The organism is Duganella sp. S19_KUP01_CR8 (genome assembly GCF_036688705.1).
Classification (GTDB): domain Bacteria; phylum Pseudomonadota; class Gammaproteobacteria; order Burkholderiales; family Burkholderiaceae_D; genus Rugamonas.
This window is the reverse complement of sequence record NZ_JAQQPR010000003.1, coordinates 89,863-103,753: the sequence shown is the minus strand read 5'-3', so window position 1 is coordinate 103,753 and position 13,891 is coordinate 89,863. Positions and strand designations below refer to the sequence as shown.

The window sequence follows — 13,891 nt, the reverse complement described above, 5'->3', positions numbered from 1 at the left end:
CCCTGATGATTACCGATTCTTATCAATACGTCAATGAGCTGAAAAGACTAGCGGTAGCGCGCTTCCATCAGGTCGATTTCGCGCACCAGCTTGCGCGAGATCTCGTCGGAGATATGGTCGTGCCGCGCCAGCTCGTAGACCGCGTGCCGCTCCGCCTCCATGCCCGCCAGCCGCAGTTCCTTTTCGGCGTGGTCGGTCTTGCGCCAGGCGGCGTCGTTGCCGGGATCGACTTCCCGCAGCTTGTGCTGGTAGAAGGCGATGATGCGCGCCGCCGCTTGCGGATACACCTCGGGGTCGACGCAGGACTCGGCCTCCATCAAGGCGATCTGCGCCTGCTCGACGGCGGTGATGGCGGCGTTGGCCGCCGCGCGCCGCGCCAGGTCTTCTTCCTGCTGTTCCTCCGGCGAGGCCGGGAAGGTCATGCCGGCCAGCAGGCGCGGCAGGCCCAGGCTGGCCGTCAGCAGCGAGATCAAAATCACCGAACAGGCCAGGAAAATGGTCAGCGCGCGCGCCGGGAAGGGCGTGCCGTCGGGCATGGCCAGCGGCAGCGTCAGCACGCCCGCCAGCGTGATGGCGCCGCGCGCGCCGGCCAGCGTGGTCGCCAGCAGCAGGCGCGGATTGATCTTCATGCGCGGCTGGTTGCGCATCTTCTGCTTGTAGATGGTCAGCCGCAGCGAAGCCCATACCCACAGCATGCGCAGCACCAGCAGGCCGACGTTGATGGCCACCGCATACACCGCCAGCCACCACGGATTCAAATGGCCGCTCTCCTCGATGGTGGCGCTGGCGCCGCGGAAGATGTCCGGCAGCTGTTCGCCCAGCAGCACGAACATGATGCCGTTCAGCGCGAACTGCACCGTGTCCCACACGGCCGAGCGCTGGATGCGGGTGTTGGCCAGCGTGTGGCCACCGAGCTCCGCGTAGCTCATGGTGATGCCGGCCGCCACCGCCGCCAGGATGCCGGAAGCGTGCAGGCGCTCCGCCACCAGGTAGGCGCCGAACGGCAGCAGCAGGCTGACCAGGATGGGCGAGCCGGTCGGTTCGCCGTAGCGGCAGCTCAGCCAGTACTGCGCGCGCGTCACCAGCATCGTCACCGCGACGCCGGCGCCGATGCCGGCCACCACCAACCAGACGAAGGTGAGGGTGGCGGTGCTGATCGAGAACGCGCCGGTCAGCGCGGCGGCCACGGCGAAGCGGAAGCACACCAGCCCGGACGCGTCGTTCAGCAGCGATTCGCCCTCCAGGATGTGCATCAGGCGCTTGGGGATGGGCGTGGTGGCGGCGATGGCGCTGACGGCGATCGGATCGGTCGGCGAAATGATGGCGGCCAGCGCGAAGGCGACCGGCAGCGGCATGGCGGGGATCAGCCAGTGGATCAGGAAACCGGCGCCGATGACGGTGAAGATCACCAGCCCCAGCGCCAGCTCCAGGATGGTGCCCTTGTCGCGCAGCAGGCCGCTCTTGGGGATGCGCCAGCCGTCCAGGAACAGCAGCGGCGGCAGGAAGACCAGGAAGAACATGTCCGGTTCCAGGTCGACGCCACGGGTGGATTTGGCGGCGATCAGCGCGCCGAGCGCGATCTGCACCAGCGGCAGCGGCACCGCTCGCGGCAGGAAGCGGGTGAGATAGGCGCTGGCCACCACCGCCAACAGCATCACCAGCACGACTTCAATTGAATCCATTCCCATTCCTTAATCATTGCAAAACGCTACCAAGCTTACACCATCGATGGTTTTGTAAAAAGTTGAAGCTGAGCACTAGTAATGTCGAGATCTTTCTGTCATAATTTCGTCTTCTGCGGGAGTAGCTCAGTTGGTAGAGCGCAACCTTGCCAAGGTTGAGGTCGAGAGTTCGAGACTCTTCTCCCGCTCCAGAATTCGGTAGCACATTAAAAGGAAGCCTGCGGGCTTCCTTTTTTTACGTCTGTACCGCGGACAAACGTTGTATCTCGTGCTGCAAAACAATATCTCTACTCTCAAAGTGTGACGGGGGCAGTGGCAGCCGCTATACTTGCTACGAAGCTACCACCGACGGAGACGAAATCTATGAAATCAGTTCAGCAGGAAGTTGATGAGCGCAGTAACCTGACCAACTCCAATAAATTCGAACTGCTACTGTTCCGCCTTGGCGCCGACGCCAACGGCGAACATTCCGAGTTGTTCGGTATTAACGTCTTCAAAATCCGCGAAATCGTCGCGATGCCGGAAGTGACCGCAGTGGCCGGATCCCCGCCACATATGCTGGGCGTCGTCAATCTGCGCGGACAAATCATCACGGTGCTGGATTTGCCAGGCATCGTCGGTGTGACCCCAAAAACCGGTCTGAATATCATGTTGGTTACCGAGTTCGCTCGCACCACCCAGGCGTTCGCCGTGGAATCGGTGGATGAAATCGTGCGTCTGGACTGGAGCCAGGTACTGACCGCCGAAGGCACCGCCGGCGGCAAGGTCACCAGTATCGCCCGCGTCGACGGCGACGTGCAGAACACCCGCCTGGCGCAGGTGCTGGACGTGGAAACCATCCTGCGCGAGCTGGTGCCGTCCGAAGGCAAGGACGTCGATCCTGAAACCATCGGCCCGAAAGTCATCCTCAAGCCGGGCGCCGTGATCCTGGCGGCGGACGATTCCGTGGTCGCGCGCAACCTGATCGAGAAGGGCCTGGAAGCGATGGGGGTGCACTTCATCATGACCAAGTCCGGCAAGGAAGCATGGGATCGCCTGCAGCACATTTCCGACGGCGCCAAAGCCGAAGGCGTGCCGATCACCGACCGCGTGGCCATGATCCTGACCGACTTGGAAATGCCGGAGATGGACGGCTTCACGTTGACCCGCCTGGTCAAGCAGGATGCGCGCTTCTCCAAGATTCCTGTCGTGATCCATTCCTCGTTGTCGGGCAAGACCAACGAAGACCACGTCAAGGGCGTGGGCGCGGACGCTTACGTGGCCAAGTTCTCGGCCGAGGAGCTGGCGGGCACCATCCGCACCGTGTTGGCCAAAGCGGCGGCGTAAGCACGCCGACCCGAACAAGGGTACTATCGAAGGGCCGTGACGGCGACGTCACGGCCCTTTTTTTGTTTTTCATTTCTCGAAAGGATATACCGTGGCAGCTAAGAAAATACTGTTTCTGACGGGCGACTTCGCGGAGGATTACGAAACCATGGTGCCGTTCCAGGCGCTGCAGATGGTGGGGCATACGGTGCACGCGGTGTGCCCGGACAAGCGGGCGGGCGACACCATCAAGACTGCCATTCATGACTTTGAGGGCGACCAGACCTACACTGAAAAACCGGGCCACCTGTTCGCGCTCAACGCCAACTTCGCGGAAGTCGATGTCGCGCAATATGACGCGCTGATGATCGCCGGCGGCCGCGCGCCGGAATACCTGCGGCTCAATCCGCGCGTGATCGAGATCGTGCAGCAGTTCGCCGCGGCGAACAAGCCGATCGCCGCCGTTTGCCACGGCGCGCAATTGCTGGCGGCGGCCGACGTCATTCGCGGCAAGACCATCTCGGCATATCCGGCTTGCTCGCCGGAGGTCAAGCTGGCCGGCGCCAACTACGCCGACATTCCTGTCGACCAGGCTGTCACCGACGGCAACTTCGTCACCGCGCCGGCATGGCCTGCGCACCCGGCGTGGCTGGGCCAGTTCCTGCAGCGCCTGGGTACCGAAATCAAGCTTTAACTACATTGTGGCCAAACAGCGGGCGTGGAAGCGGATGTGGTCTTCCATGAAGCTGGCGATGAAGTAGTAGCCGTGATCGTAACGCGCATGCCGCCGCAGTTCCAGTGGCTGCGCGGCGGTGCGGCAGGCTGCTTCGAACACTTCCGGATACAGCTGCTCCTTGAGGAACTTGTCGCCCAAACCCTGGTCGATCAGGATGCCGGCCGGGAAGGGCGTGTGCAAGCGCGCCATCAGCAGGCTGGCGTCGTACTGTTCCCAGTCGCCGGCATCGTCGCCGAGGTAGCCGCTGAAGGCTTTCTTACCCCAAGGGCACATCGACGGCGCCGCGATCGGCGCGAAGGCGGAGACGGAACGGAACAGGTCCGGCCGCTTCAGCGCTATCGTCAGCGCGCCGTGGCCGCCCATCGAATGGCCGAAGATGCCGATGCGTTCGGCGTCCACCGGCAGTTCCTGCACCACCAGTTCGCGCAGCTCGTGGATGTAGCTGTACATGCGGTAGTGCGTGGCCCACGGTTCTTGCGTCGCGTCGAGATAGAAGCCGGCGCCGACGCCGAAATCCCAGTTGTCCGTTTCGCCATCGACGCCGGCGCCGCGCGGGCTGGTGTCCGGCGCGATCAGGATCAGGCCCGCTTCGGCGGCGGCGCGTTGGGCGCCGGCCTTGATCATGAAAGTCTCTTCGTTGCAGGTCAGTCCGGCCAGGTAGAACAATGCCGGCACGCGGCCTTCGGCGGCCTTGACTGGAATGAAAACGGAGAAGCGCATCGGCAGGCCGATTTCGCGCGATGCGTGTTGGTAGAAGCGTTGCACGCCGCCAAAGCAGGCGTGTTCGCTGATTAGTTCAAGCATGTTGCTCCCTTATGTTTCTTAGCGCACAGTCAAAACGCGAGTAATTGTACAGAATTGTACAAGTATCTTTTAAAAGGAGAAGTACATGCCGGATATTCAGGTCTTCATGGCCGAACTAGGCTGGCCCTTGGCAATTGCTCTGGCTTGGCTGTCAGGAGAATTCATACACCGCTGGACCCGTTTGCCGCGCATCAGCGTGTACGGCCTGGTCGGTTTTTTAATGGCGCAGGCCTTCCCGACTGCACTGAGCAGCGGCGCATCGAGCACTGTGACCCTGTTGGCCAACCTGGCCTTCGGACTGATACTGTTTGAATTTGGTTATCGCATCAATCTGCACTGGCTGCGGATTAATCCCTGGATCGCGGTCAGCGGGCTGGCCGAATCGGCCGCCACCTTTGGCGTGGTCTATCTGATTTCGCATTTGACCGGCATGCCTTCGCTGACCTCGCTGTTGCTGGCGTCGCTGGCCATGTCCACTTCGCCGGCCGGCGTGCTGCGCGTGATTAACGAGGAAGACAGCTCGGGCCAGGTGACCGAACGCGTGCTGCATCTGGTGGCTATCAACTGCGTGCTGGCGGTGTTCGTGTTCAAGGTGGTGGTGGGCTTCTGGGTATTCCAGACCTCGGGTAGTTTGACGCAAGCCGTGTCGCACAGCCTGATCGAACTGCTGATGTCGGCCGTGATGGGTGCGGTGCTGGGCTTTATCGTGCCGGCCGTGCTGCGCCGCCTGGGCGCGATCGCGCAGGACGGCACCGTGGCCTTCGCCATGGGCGTGGTGCTGCTGGTGGCGTTGGCGCATGCTTTCGACGTTTCGCCGGTGCTGGCGACGCTGACCTTCGGCCTGGCCGCGCGCCACAGCCGCGTAGCGTTCAGCCGCACCGAACGCAACTTCGGCGGCATTGGCGAACTGCTGACGGTGCTGCTGTTTGTGTTTGCCGTCTCCACGCTGGAGTGGGAGCGCGTGGTGGCCGGCGCGGGCCTGGGCGTGGTGCTGGTGCTGGCGCGCTTCCTGGTCAAGGCCGCCGCCGTGGCGGCGTTCGCGCATGTCGGCGGCATCTCGTGGCGCAAGGGCGTGCTGACCGGGATCGCGCTGGCGCCGATGTCTGTGTTCGTCACGCTGCTGCTGGAACAGACCCGCTACATGGGCATTGTTTTGGTCGACGAACTGGCCGCGCTGGCGGCGATGACGCTGTTGTTGGAGGTGGTAGGCCCCATCATCACGCAGCGGGCGCTGATCTGGGCGAATGAAACCGCCGCTAAAGAGGAGCATTAACATGCCATTGGAACCCTTTAAATCATCGCAGCCGCTCACCATGGGGGTGGAGCTGGAGCTGCAACTGGTCAGCCTGTCGGACTTCGACCTGACCGCGTCCAGTCCGGACTTGCTGCATCTGTTGAGCCGCAAGCCGTTCCCCGGCAACGTCACGCCGGAAATCACCGAGAGCATGATCGAGATTAACAGCGACGTGCACACGCACCACAGCGAGCTGGTGTCGCAGCTGCAGGTGATCCGCGACACGCTGGTGCAGGCCGGCGAGCAGCTCAACATCGGCATCTGCGGCGGCGGCACGCATCCGTTCCAGAAATGGTCGGAGCGCAGGATCTTTTCCAAGCCGCGCTTCAAGGAAGTGTCGGAGCTATACGGCTATCTGGCTAAACAGTTTACGATTTTCGGCCAGCACGTGCACATCGGCTGCGCCTCGGGCGATGATGCGCTGTTCCTGCTGCATTCGCTGAGCCGTTACGTGCCGCACTTCATCGCGCTGTCGTCATCGTCGCCGTATGTGCAGGGGAACGACACGCTGTTCAATTCGGCGCGGCTGAACTCCGTGTTTGCCTTCCCCATGAGCGGGCGGGCGCCGTTCACGCAAAGCTGGTCGACCTTCGAGCACGAGTACTTCGCCAAGATGGAGCACACCGGCGTCATCAAGAGCATGAAGGACTTCTACTGGGATATCCGGCCGAAGCCGGAGTTCGGCACCATCGAGCTGCGCGTGTGCGACACGCCGCTGACGGTGGAGCGGGCGGCGGCGCTGGCCGTGTATCTGCAGGCGCTGTGCCGCTATCTGCTGGAGCGCCGCGAGGAGCCGCCGGTGGAGGACGACTATCTGGTCTACAACTACAACCGCTTCCAGGCCTGCCGCTTCGGCCTGGACGGCACGCTGGTGCATCCGAAGACGTATGAGAGCCTGTCGCTGCGAGAAGATATTTTGACCACGCTGCGCAAGATGGAGCCGCATGGCGCTGCGCTGGGCGGCACGGCGGGCTTGCAGCATCTGGTGCAAGTCACGCACGAGGGCAGCGACGCCCACTACCTGCGCCAGCAGTTCGACCGCAGCGGCAGCGCCGAAGGCATGGTCGACGCGGCGATCCAGCGCTTCCGCGGCGAGTGATCGGCTAAGGAAGAGAAAATTTCAGCCTGGAGAGGTGGTCGCAATTTGCGACCACTTCCAATTTTTCGGCAGTTGCCTATTTAAGCGCGATCGCCTTGTTCAGGCGGTTGATGACGTCGTCCGGCACGCTCTTGCTGCACATGATGTGGCGTTCCGGACCGTGCGGCATGTCCTTGAAGTGCAGCAGGCGCAGGTTGCTGGTCTCTGCGGCGGGGTGATGGGCCATGACGTATTTGCCTTCGTCCTCGGAGATGAACATCATGTCCACCACGCCCTTGCTGATCGACTGCACCATCTTGCCGGCGGCGGCCGTGGATACGGCCAGCGAGGCCTTGCGCGGCGCCAGCAGTTTGTCCAGTTCGGTGCCGTAGGAGTAGTTGTCTTTCACGATGATGCGGGTTTCCGGCCGTTGCAGCAACTGGCGCAGCGAGGTGTCGCCGCGCGCGGCCAGGGCGGTGTTGGCCAGCACCATCCAATCCTTGTCGCGGTAAATCGGCTTGGTGAATTTGGCAAAGCGTTCCCGTTCCGCCGTCCAGAACCAGCCGACCGCGCAGTTCAGCGCGGTGGCGTCGTGGATCATCAACAATTGACGGTTGGTTGGCAGGTTTTGCCAGTTGACGGGTATGCCCGCCGCCTTGAAGGCATTGACGGTGGGCGTGCCGGTCAGGCCGCTGGGCATCCCGTCCGGCATGGCCACCATGTAGGGCGGGCGTTCGCTGTAGGCGACATTGATCGTGTTTTCGGCGGCGCAGGGCAGTGTCAGGCAGCTGACAGCGATGATGGTGGCGCTACGCAGACACGTCATGGGAGGCCTCGTTGGATGTATACCGTGAGTTTACACCCGGCAAGCAGCCTCGGCCAATGTTTTCCTAGAACCGCGTCTCGCGCGCCACGCGCAGGAAGTTGTCGAGGATTGCGGTGCAGTCCAGCAGTTCGACGCCGCCGGCCTGGTGGAATTCCGGATGCCATTGCAGGCCCATGACGAAGGGCGCCTTGCGGTAGCGGATCGCCTCGATCATATTGTCCGGCACGGACAGCGCTTCCACCGCCATATCGCGGCCCAGCGTCTTGACGGCCTGGTGGTGGATGGAGTTGACCAGGCCGGCGCCCTTGCCCTTGAACAGCTTGGCCAGCGAGGAGCCGGCCGGGAAGCTGACTTCGTGGCGGTTGCGGTCGTAGTCGTCGTTGACGTGGGCCAGCGAATCGGGCACGTCGGAGGCGATGTCCTGGTACAGCGTGCCGCCGAAAGCCACGTTGATCAACTGGCAGCCACGGCAGATGCCCAGCACCGGCTTGCCCGCTTCGACGAATTCATGCAGCAGCTCCAGCTCGTACATATCGCGCGCGCGGTCGCCGCCCCATTCGGGCCGGGTCGGCGTTTCCGAATAACTTTGCGGCGAGACGTCGGCGCCGCCTTGCAGCACCAGGCCGTCCAGGTGTTTGGCGTAGTCGCGCAGGCGGATGTTGGAGGGGTGGAGCAGGCCGTCGGTGTTGACGGTCGGGATCATGAACACCAGCACGTCGCGCGACATCACCCACTGCGCGATGGACTCTTCAAGATATTGCAGGTTCTTGCTGCGCAGGCCGGTGGCGCCGGGTTCCGGGTGGAAGATGCGGGCCGAGACGCCGATGTGCAGCGGCCGCTGGATGATGTGGCGCGTGACGGCGGCGGCGACGCGGCGGTAGCGCGCCATCAGCACGCGGCCCCACAGGCTGAAGACGGTGTCGCCGGGATCCAGGTAGCTCGGCGTGCCGATTTCCTGGCGCGATGCGCGGCGGTCGCGATCGCTGCTGCGTCGATGCTCCGGTGCTTGTGTTGGATTCTTGTCGTCCGGTCCCGCGCTCATGCTTGCCTCGTGCCTGTCTATAGGATTGCAGTGTGCCACAAGCCAGCGCCATCAGTCGCCCGCTACAACCCGGGGTCAGGTCCCCCATTACTTCATGAGTTCGGCTATTTAGCCGAGCTCATGAAGTAATGGGGGACCTGACCCCGGATTTAATTCGCGGACCAGGGCGTCGGCGAAGGCGGTCACCAAAGGCTCGGCTTCGCGCCGGCTGGCCAGGCCGACCTTGGTGATCAGGCCGCCGTGCGACAGCGGGATGAAGCGCACGCCGGCCGGCGCCATCAACTGCATGCATTCGGGCACGATGGCGATGCCGAGGTCGGCCTCGATCAGGCTCAGTTGCGACGACTTGCGCGACAGTACCCGCGCCGGCGTCGGGAAGAAGCCCTGGTCCAGGCACAGATTGGCCACCAGATAGCTCAGGCCGCCCCGGTCCTTGTGCGGGATCGAGATGAACGGTTCTTTGCTTAGGCTGGACAGTTCGATGTTGTCCAGCTTGGCCAGCGGCGAGTGCTGCGACACCGCCACCACCAGCCGCTCCGTGGTCAGCTCGCGCACCTGGATGTGCGGATACTTGCGCAGGGTCGGCATGCGGATCAGGCCGATGTCGGCGCGGCCTTCCTCGATGTCCATGGTCTGGTCTTCCGACGGCGCCATCGAGATTTCCAAGGTCGCGCCGGGGAACTCCGCCAGCAGGCGGCTCATCGCGGCCGTCATCGCCGGCGTCAGGATCACCGAGCTGGAATGCTGCAAGCGGATCAGGCCTTGCGCGCCCAGGCCCACCTGGCGCGCCTGCACGACGGTGTGGTCGATGTCCTCGAGGATGCGCTTGCTGCGTTCGAAGAACAGGCGGCCGGCCGGTGTCAACAGGATGTGGCGCGAGTCGCGCGTGAGTAGCTGGGTTTGCAGCTCGTCTTCCAGCTCCTTGATCTGCCGGCTCAACGCCGATTGCGCGACGTACAGTTTCTCCGCCGCGCGCGAGTAGCTGCCGGCCTCCACGATCTCTACAAAATATTTAAACTGTTTAAGGGAAATCACCGTTATGCCGTTTCGAGATAGTTGGACGCCGTATTTGATATTGGATTGATAAGCGTGGCGCCGTTACAGTGAAGCGTCTCTTCACCATCTACGGAAGCCGCCATGTTGGAACTCATCGGAATAATCGGCGTGATCGTAAGTATTGCAGTAAAACTAATATTCGTCCAGATCGGGGGCGGGAGCAGCGTCGACGATAAAGAGGACTGATGCCCCTATAATCGGGCATGTTAAAAAAATACCTGACCCTCGCCGGCAAGCTGTGCGCTTCCTTACTGATGCTTTGCCTGTCGCTGTGGGGCGGCGGCGCGCTGTGGTTCCAGGCCGCGCCTGTCGTGGCGGTGGCTTGGGGCGTCGCCAGCGTGGCGACTCTGGTGTGGTGGTGGCGTCGTCGCAGCGCGCGCGTGCTGCTGCCTTGGGCGCTTGCGGTCGCGCTGATGATGGGGTGGTGGAGCACCATCCAACCCAGTCATGACCGCGTATGGGCGGACGACGTGGTGCGGATGGTCACCGGTCGTGTGGAGGGCAATCTGGTCACGCTGGACCAGGTGCGCAATTTCGACTGGCGCAGCGATGCCGACTACACGCAGCGCTGGGAGCAGCGTTCGTATGACCTGAAGCAGTTGCAGTCGGTCGATGTGGCGATGTCTTACTGGATGGGGCCGGCAATCGCGCATACGCTGGTGTCGTTCGGTTTTGCCGACGGCCGCTATCTGACGTTTTCAATCGAGATCCGCAAGGAGCGCGGCGAGAGTTTCGACGCCATCGCCGGTTTCTTCAAGCGCTTTGAAACCGTGCTGATCGCCGCCGACGAGCGAGACATCCTGCGCGTGCGCACCAACGCGCGCGGCGAGGACATGTATCTGTATCGCCTGAAGATGCCGCCGGAAATCATGCGCTCGCTGTTCCTGTCGTATCTGGACGAGGGCGCGCTGCTCAAGCGCGAGCCTCGCTTCTACAATACGCTGACCGCCAACTGCACCACCATCGTCTTCGAGATGGCGCGCCGCATCGATCCTGGCTTGCCGGTGGACTGGCGGCTGCTGGCGTCGGGATATCTGGACCGCTACCTGTACGACATCGGCGCGCTGGCCGGGCAGGGCGGCTTCGATTCGCTGCGCCAGCAAGCTCACATCACCGCCAAGGCACGCGCGGCCGACAAGGCAACAGACTTTTCCGACCGCATCAGGCTTCGTTGACAATTGCCTTGAACTCTTAGGTGGCTAGTTGGAAAAGACGATTGGCGATATTCTTGACGGCGGTTTTATTTTCCGCCGATGCGCTAACGTTAGTGAATACCGCCACGCCACTGCGCGTGACCGGATTCAAATAGACGGCGGTAAAGACGCCAGGATCTCCGCCCCAATGATTGGGCATCGCCTGTCCGCCCAACGGGGACTCCATCCAGCCCAGCCCCTGGCCGCTTAACCAGGTGGGCAGTCCGGCCGGTGTCTGCATCTCCAGCATCTGCGCCATGGCGGACGCTCCCAACACGTTAACGCCTCCCGAATGACCAGCGTTTGCCGACGCGGCGATGAACTTCATGAAATCGCCGATCGATGACCGTAGCATGCCAACCGGCCAATCTGGAAACCCGACAGGTTTAACAGCTAACAGTGCCCCATCTACCAGGTCATACGGTTCGGCGCTGCGTAATTTTGGGGTGTCTTTGATCGTCCAACTCGTGTGATCCATGGCGAGCGGTGCGAAAATATCTCTACGCGTCTGTTCGCGCATGTCCACCCCTCCGATACGACCCGCAAGATGCCCCAGCAAGGCGAAGCCCACATTGCTGTAGTGCCACGTTGACGCCGGGGGCGCGGTTGAGAAACATTTCGCCTCCGAATAATTGACACCGTCGGGCGTGAGATATTGCTTGAGGAAGTCGGATAAGGGTTGATCGGCATCGTGGCCGTGCTGTCGGAAATCGATTTCGTAATAGCGGGCGTCGGAAATACTTGATGTGTGCGTCAGCAACTGACGGAACGTGATCGCTGTGTCGCGAAAGCGCGGATTGAAAACGGGGAAGTCCAGGTGGGCCGCGATAGATTCATCCAACGCCAGCTTGTTCCGCTCAGCCAGACGCATAATCATGGTCGCGGTCACTACCTTTGTGACGGACGCAATATGAAACATCGTGTCGGCGGTCACGGCCCTGCGCGTGGCTATATCGGCCATGCCGTAGCCTTGAGCAAATTTCACAACACCATCGCGGGCGAAACCGGCGGCCAGGCCTGGGATGTTGGCCGTCCGCATTTCGTTCCGGATAAATGACTCCAGATCGGAGGTCGGCGGTGCGAGATTTTTTTCAGCAGCGACGGCCGGCAACAAAAACGCTGACAGTCCTGCGCCGAGAAAAGCGCGCCGAGAAATCGGGAACACAGGGTTGGGTATATGGACTGGCATGTTTCGCTCGCTCTACATGGAGGTGGTGCAATCTGGAAGCTACATGGTATTATGTGTAGGTGCCTACATAAGTGTCAACTTAAAAAATATAAAGATCATGACCATGCAAGATTATTCGCGGGTTGCCGGTGGGGCGGCGATCGGCGCCAGACTAAGGCGTTTGTCGGAAAGCCTCGACGGTGACTCGACGCGGGTGTACGCCGCATTGGGAATTTCATTTGAGCAGCGCTGGTTTGGTGTACTGAACCAATTAGCCATCAGCGAATCCGCCACAGTGGGGGAATTGGCGGCGACGCTGAAAATCACGCATGTTTCCGTGAGTCAGACGCGGCAGTCGCTTGAGAAAGCCGGGATCGTGAGGTCCCAGTCCGACCCCGAGGATGCCCGCAAGAAGAAGATCATGCTCACTGCGGAAGGTAAGCGACTGGTCGCAAAGCTGCGGCCAATCTGGGCTGCTTTTGACGAAGCGGCCCTTGAGTTGAATGCGGAGTCGGGTGACGTCGTGGCGTCGCTAAACAGGCTCGACGACGCTCTGGAGCGGCAATCTATCTTTGAGCGAATCATGGTTCGCATCGCCAAAAAGTAGTTGAACAATTCCACTTCAGCGTGCAAAGTAAAGATCGTGGCGGTGTTGGAGTTGGACCCCGCAGCGCTGGGAAAAGAAAGTCGCCGTGGCGTAGAGCTGCGGCCAGAAGCTGCCAGGACGTTTAGAATTACCTCACGAAAACCATGAAGATACTTTGTAATGGATACGGTGTTCTTCTTCTCTTTATTTTCCCAACTATAGCTATGGGTTACGATTTACACATTACAAAAGCCACCGAGTGGCCACAGAGTTCGCAAAAACCAATTTCTGAATTGGAATGGAAGAATGCCGTCGCTGCTGATGGATTGTTGAAAATGGACACAACTGCTGTGGCTATCAACCCTCAAACACATGAGATTATCCAAGTCAGCAATCCGTTAATGGCATCTTGGGTTGATCCGAAGACGAACGAAAAATACTATTTTTACTACCGTCGTGGTGAAATTTCCGTAAAAAATCCAAGTGATAGTGTGATCAAGAAAATGAAGGAATTAGCGTCAAAGTTCGATGCTAAAGTTCTTGGCGATGAAGGCGAGATTTATTAAGCTCGCCAAGCGCGCATGACCCCGAAGCCTCGCGAAGCCCGGACTATTTACCTAGATAGTTGACCGTGGCTTGATCGGCGCACGCCACTTCCTTGAAATCCGCTTGCCCGTTCTGCGCTCCGACCAGGCAGACGGCGGAATTGTTTACGTCGAATTCGCTCTCAGTGAATCCGTGTTTTGGAATGACCTTGTAAGTATAGTCCGCCTTGGTTTCCGCAGAGACGATATACAGAATCTGCGCCGGACGGCGAAACTCGCCTTTAGGGAAATAGCGATTAGGTCCGAATGAAAAATTGTGACGACCGGGAAGAACTGCAGCTTTGAGCAGCGGCGAAAATCCGCTGATCTGGTGATCGTCGATGCCGAGCAACATGAATCCTGGAGGGGAGTTTGCCGCGATGGACGTGTTGTTCGCAGCCAGTATCGTCGAGACATCGGCTTTAGCCTTATTCGGCAGATCATAAAAGCTCTGCTCGGTAGCACATCCACTCAGCGCCACGCCTGCCGCCGTTACTGCAATCGATACAAGAAGTCGCATGTTCATCGGTCTGTTGA

14 protein-coding genes and 1 tRNA gene are annotated in these 13,891 nt (G+C 60.9%); 8 read left to right on the top strand and 7 right to left on the bottom strand.

The features are described from left to right. Positions 1-47: 47 nt before the first annotated feature. The gene (locus V6M89_RS04180; protein ID WP_332851993.1) at positions 48-1,682 is read right to left on the bottom strand and encodes a Na+/H+ antiporter; all 1,635 of its coding nucleotides are present in this window, start codon (positions 1,680-1,682) and stop codon (positions 48-50) included. A gap of 115 nt (positions 1,683-1,797) precedes the next feature. Here V6M89_RS04180 and V6M89_RS04175 point away from each other — a divergent pair. The 3 genes from V6M89_RS04175 to V6M89_RS04165 all read left to right on the top strand — a co-directional run bounded on the left by V6M89_RS04175 (position 1,798) and on the right by V6M89_RS04165 (position 3,681). After that, a tRNA-Gly gene (locus tag V6M89_RS04175) sits at positions 1,798-1,873 on the top strand. A gap of 172 nt (positions 1,874-2,045) precedes the next feature. After that, entirely contained in the window at positions 2,046-3,008 is a 963-nt protein-coding gene (locus V6M89_RS04170; protein ID WP_332851992.1) for a chemotaxis protein, read from the top strand. Between the two features lie 91 nt (positions 3,009-3,099). Next, entirely contained in the window at positions 3,100-3,681 is a 582-nt protein-coding gene (locus V6M89_RS04165) for a DJ-1/PfpI family protein (protein ID WP_332851991.1), read from the top strand. Here the strand turns inward: V6M89_RS04165 and fghA are convergent, their stop codons facing one another. Beyond that, positions 3,682-4,527 (bottom strand): S-formylglutathione hydrolase, encoded by an 846-nt coding sequence (gene fghA, locus V6M89_RS04160; protein WP_332851990.1) that lies wholly within the window; start codon positions 4,525-4,527, stop codon positions 3,682-3,684. Positions 4,528-4,612: 85 nt separating this feature from the next. On the opposite strand from fghA, the gene V6M89_RS04155 reads away from it, so the two are divergent. Both V6M89_RS04155 and V6M89_RS04150 read left to right on the top strand, forming a co-directional pair. Next, positions 4,613-5,800 carry a cation:proton antiporter gene (locus V6M89_RS04155; RefSeq protein WP_332851989.1) on the top strand — a complete coding sequence of 396 codons (1,188 nt, stop codon included), beginning with the start codon at positions 4,613-4,615 and terminating at the stop codon, positions 5,798-5,800. A 1-nt stretch (position 5,801) separates the two neighbouring features. Further along, entirely contained in the window at positions 5,802-6,920 is a 1,119-nt protein-coding gene (locus V6M89_RS04150; RefSeq protein WP_332851988.1) for a YbdK family carboxylate-amine ligase, read from the top strand. 76 nt (positions 6,921-6,996) lie between these two features. Here the strand turns inward: V6M89_RS04150 and V6M89_RS04145 are convergent, their stop codons facing one another. The 3 genes from V6M89_RS04145 to V6M89_RS04135 form a co-directional block, all read right to left on the bottom strand. Further along, positions 6,997-7,725: a transporter substrate-binding domain-containing protein gene (locus V6M89_RS04145; protein ID WP_332851987.1), complete on the bottom strand. Its 729-nt coding sequence runs from the start codon at positions 7,723-7,725 to the stop codon at positions 6,997-6,999. 64 nt (positions 7,726-7,789) lie between these two features. Next, complete coding sequence (locus V6M89_RS04140) at positions 7,790-8,767, bottom strand: gamma-glutamyl-gamma-aminobutyrate hydrolase family protein (protein ID WP_332851986.1); 978 nt, start codon at positions 8,765-8,767, stop codon at positions 7,790-7,792. Between the two features lie 108 nt (positions 8,768-8,875). Continuing rightward, positions 8,876-9,802 (bottom strand): LysR family transcriptional regulator, encoded by a 927-nt coding sequence (locus V6M89_RS04135; RefSeq protein WP_332851985.1) that lies wholly within the window; start codon positions 9,800-9,802, stop codon positions 8,876-8,878. 224 nt (positions 9,803-10,026) lie between these two features. Between V6M89_RS04135 and V6M89_RS04130 the strand changes: the two genes are divergently transcribed. Then, positions 10,027-10,998 (top strand): Lnb N-terminal periplasmic domain-containing protein, encoded by a 972-nt coding sequence (locus tag V6M89_RS04130; protein ID WP_332851984.1) that lies wholly within the window; start codon positions 10,027-10,029, stop codon positions 10,996-10,998. Positions 10,999-11,014: 16 nt separating this feature from the next. On the opposite strand, the gene V6M89_RS04125 is transcribed toward V6M89_RS04130, so the two are convergent. After that, positions 11,015-12,205, bottom strand: coding sequence for a serine hydrolase domain-containing protein (locus V6M89_RS04125; RefSeq protein ID WP_332851983.1), 1,191 nt, complete (start codon positions 12,203-12,205; stop codon positions 11,015-11,017). Here V6M89_RS04125 and V6M89_RS04120 point away from each other — a divergent pair. Both V6M89_RS04120 and V6M89_RS04115 read left to right on the top strand, forming a co-directional pair. Next, a complete protein-coding gene (locus tag V6M89_RS04120; protein WP_332851982.1) occupies positions 12,204-12,791 on the top strand; it encodes a MarR family winged helix-turn-helix transcriptional regulator in 588 nt (195 codons plus the stop codon). The two genes, V6M89_RS04125 and V6M89_RS04120, sit on opposite strands and share 2 nt — an antisense overlap. Positions 12,792-12,934: 143 nt before the next feature. Further along, the gene (locus V6M89_RS04115) at positions 12,935-13,336 is read left to right on the top strand and encodes a hypothetical protein (protein WP_332851981.1); all 402 of its coding nucleotides are present in this window, start codon (positions 12,935-12,937) and stop codon (positions 13,334-13,336) included. A gap of 43 nt (positions 13,337-13,379) precedes the next feature. Here V6M89_RS04115 and V6M89_RS04110 read toward each other — a convergent pair whose 3' ends face one another. Then, a complete protein-coding gene (locus tag V6M89_RS04110) occupies positions 13,380-13,880 on the bottom strand; it encodes a hypothetical protein (protein WP_332851980.1) in 501 nt (166 codons plus the stop codon). Positions 13,881-13,891: the final 11 nt, after the last annotated feature.

What these genes read in the sequence shown, in the direction of transcription:
- V6M89_RS04180 (WP_332851993.1), bottom strand. Translation starts at nt 1,682, where the DNA reads ATGGATTCAATTGAAGTCGTGCTGGTGATGCTGTTGGCGGTGGTGGCC.
- V6M89_RS04170 (WP_332851992.1), top strand. Translation starts at nt 2,046, where the DNA reads ATGAAATCAGTTCAGCAGGAAGTTGATGAGCGCAGTAACCTGACCAAC.
- fghA (WP_332851990.1), bottom strand. Translation starts at nt 4,527, where the DNA reads ATGCTTGAACTAATCAGCGAACACGCCTGCTTTGGCGGCGTGCAACGC.
- V6M89_RS04155 (WP_332851989.1), top strand. Translation starts at nt 4,613, where the DNA reads ATGCCGGATATTCAGGTCTTCATGGCCGAACTAGGCTGGCCCTTGGCA.
- V6M89_RS04150 (WP_332851988.1), top strand. Translation starts at nt 5,802, where the DNA reads ATGCCATTGGAACCCTTTAAATCATCGCAGCCGCTCACCATGGGGGTG.
- V6M89_RS04145 (WP_332851987.1), bottom strand. Translation starts at nt 7,725, where the DNA reads ATGACGTGTCTGCGTAGCGCCACCATCATCGCTGTCAGCTGCCTGACA.
- V6M89_RS04140 (WP_332851986.1), bottom strand. Translation starts at nt 8,767, where the DNA reads ATGAGCGCGGGACCGGACGACAAGAATCCAACACAAGCACCGGAGCAT.
- V6M89_RS04130 (WP_332851984.1), top strand. Translation starts at nt 10,027, where the DNA reads ATGTTAAAAAAATACCTGACCCTCGCCGGCAAGCTGTGCGCTTCCTTA.
- V6M89_RS04120 (WP_332851982.1), top strand. Translation starts at nt 12,204, where the DNA reads ATGTTTCGCTCGCTCTACATGGAGGTGGTGCAATCTGGAAGCTACATG.
- V6M89_RS04125 (WP_332851983.1), bottom strand. Translation starts at nt 12,205, where the DNA reads ATGCCAGTCCATATACCCAACCCTGTGTTCCCGATTTCTCGGCGCGCT.
- V6M89_RS04115 (WP_332851981.1), top strand. Translation starts at nt 12,935, where the DNA reads ATGAAGATACTTTGTAATGGATACGGTGTTCTTCTTCTCTTTATTTTC.
- V6M89_RS04110 (WP_332851980.1), bottom strand. Translation starts at nt 13,880, where the DNA reads ATGAACATGCGACTTCTTGTATCGATTGCAGTAACGGCGGCAGGCGTG.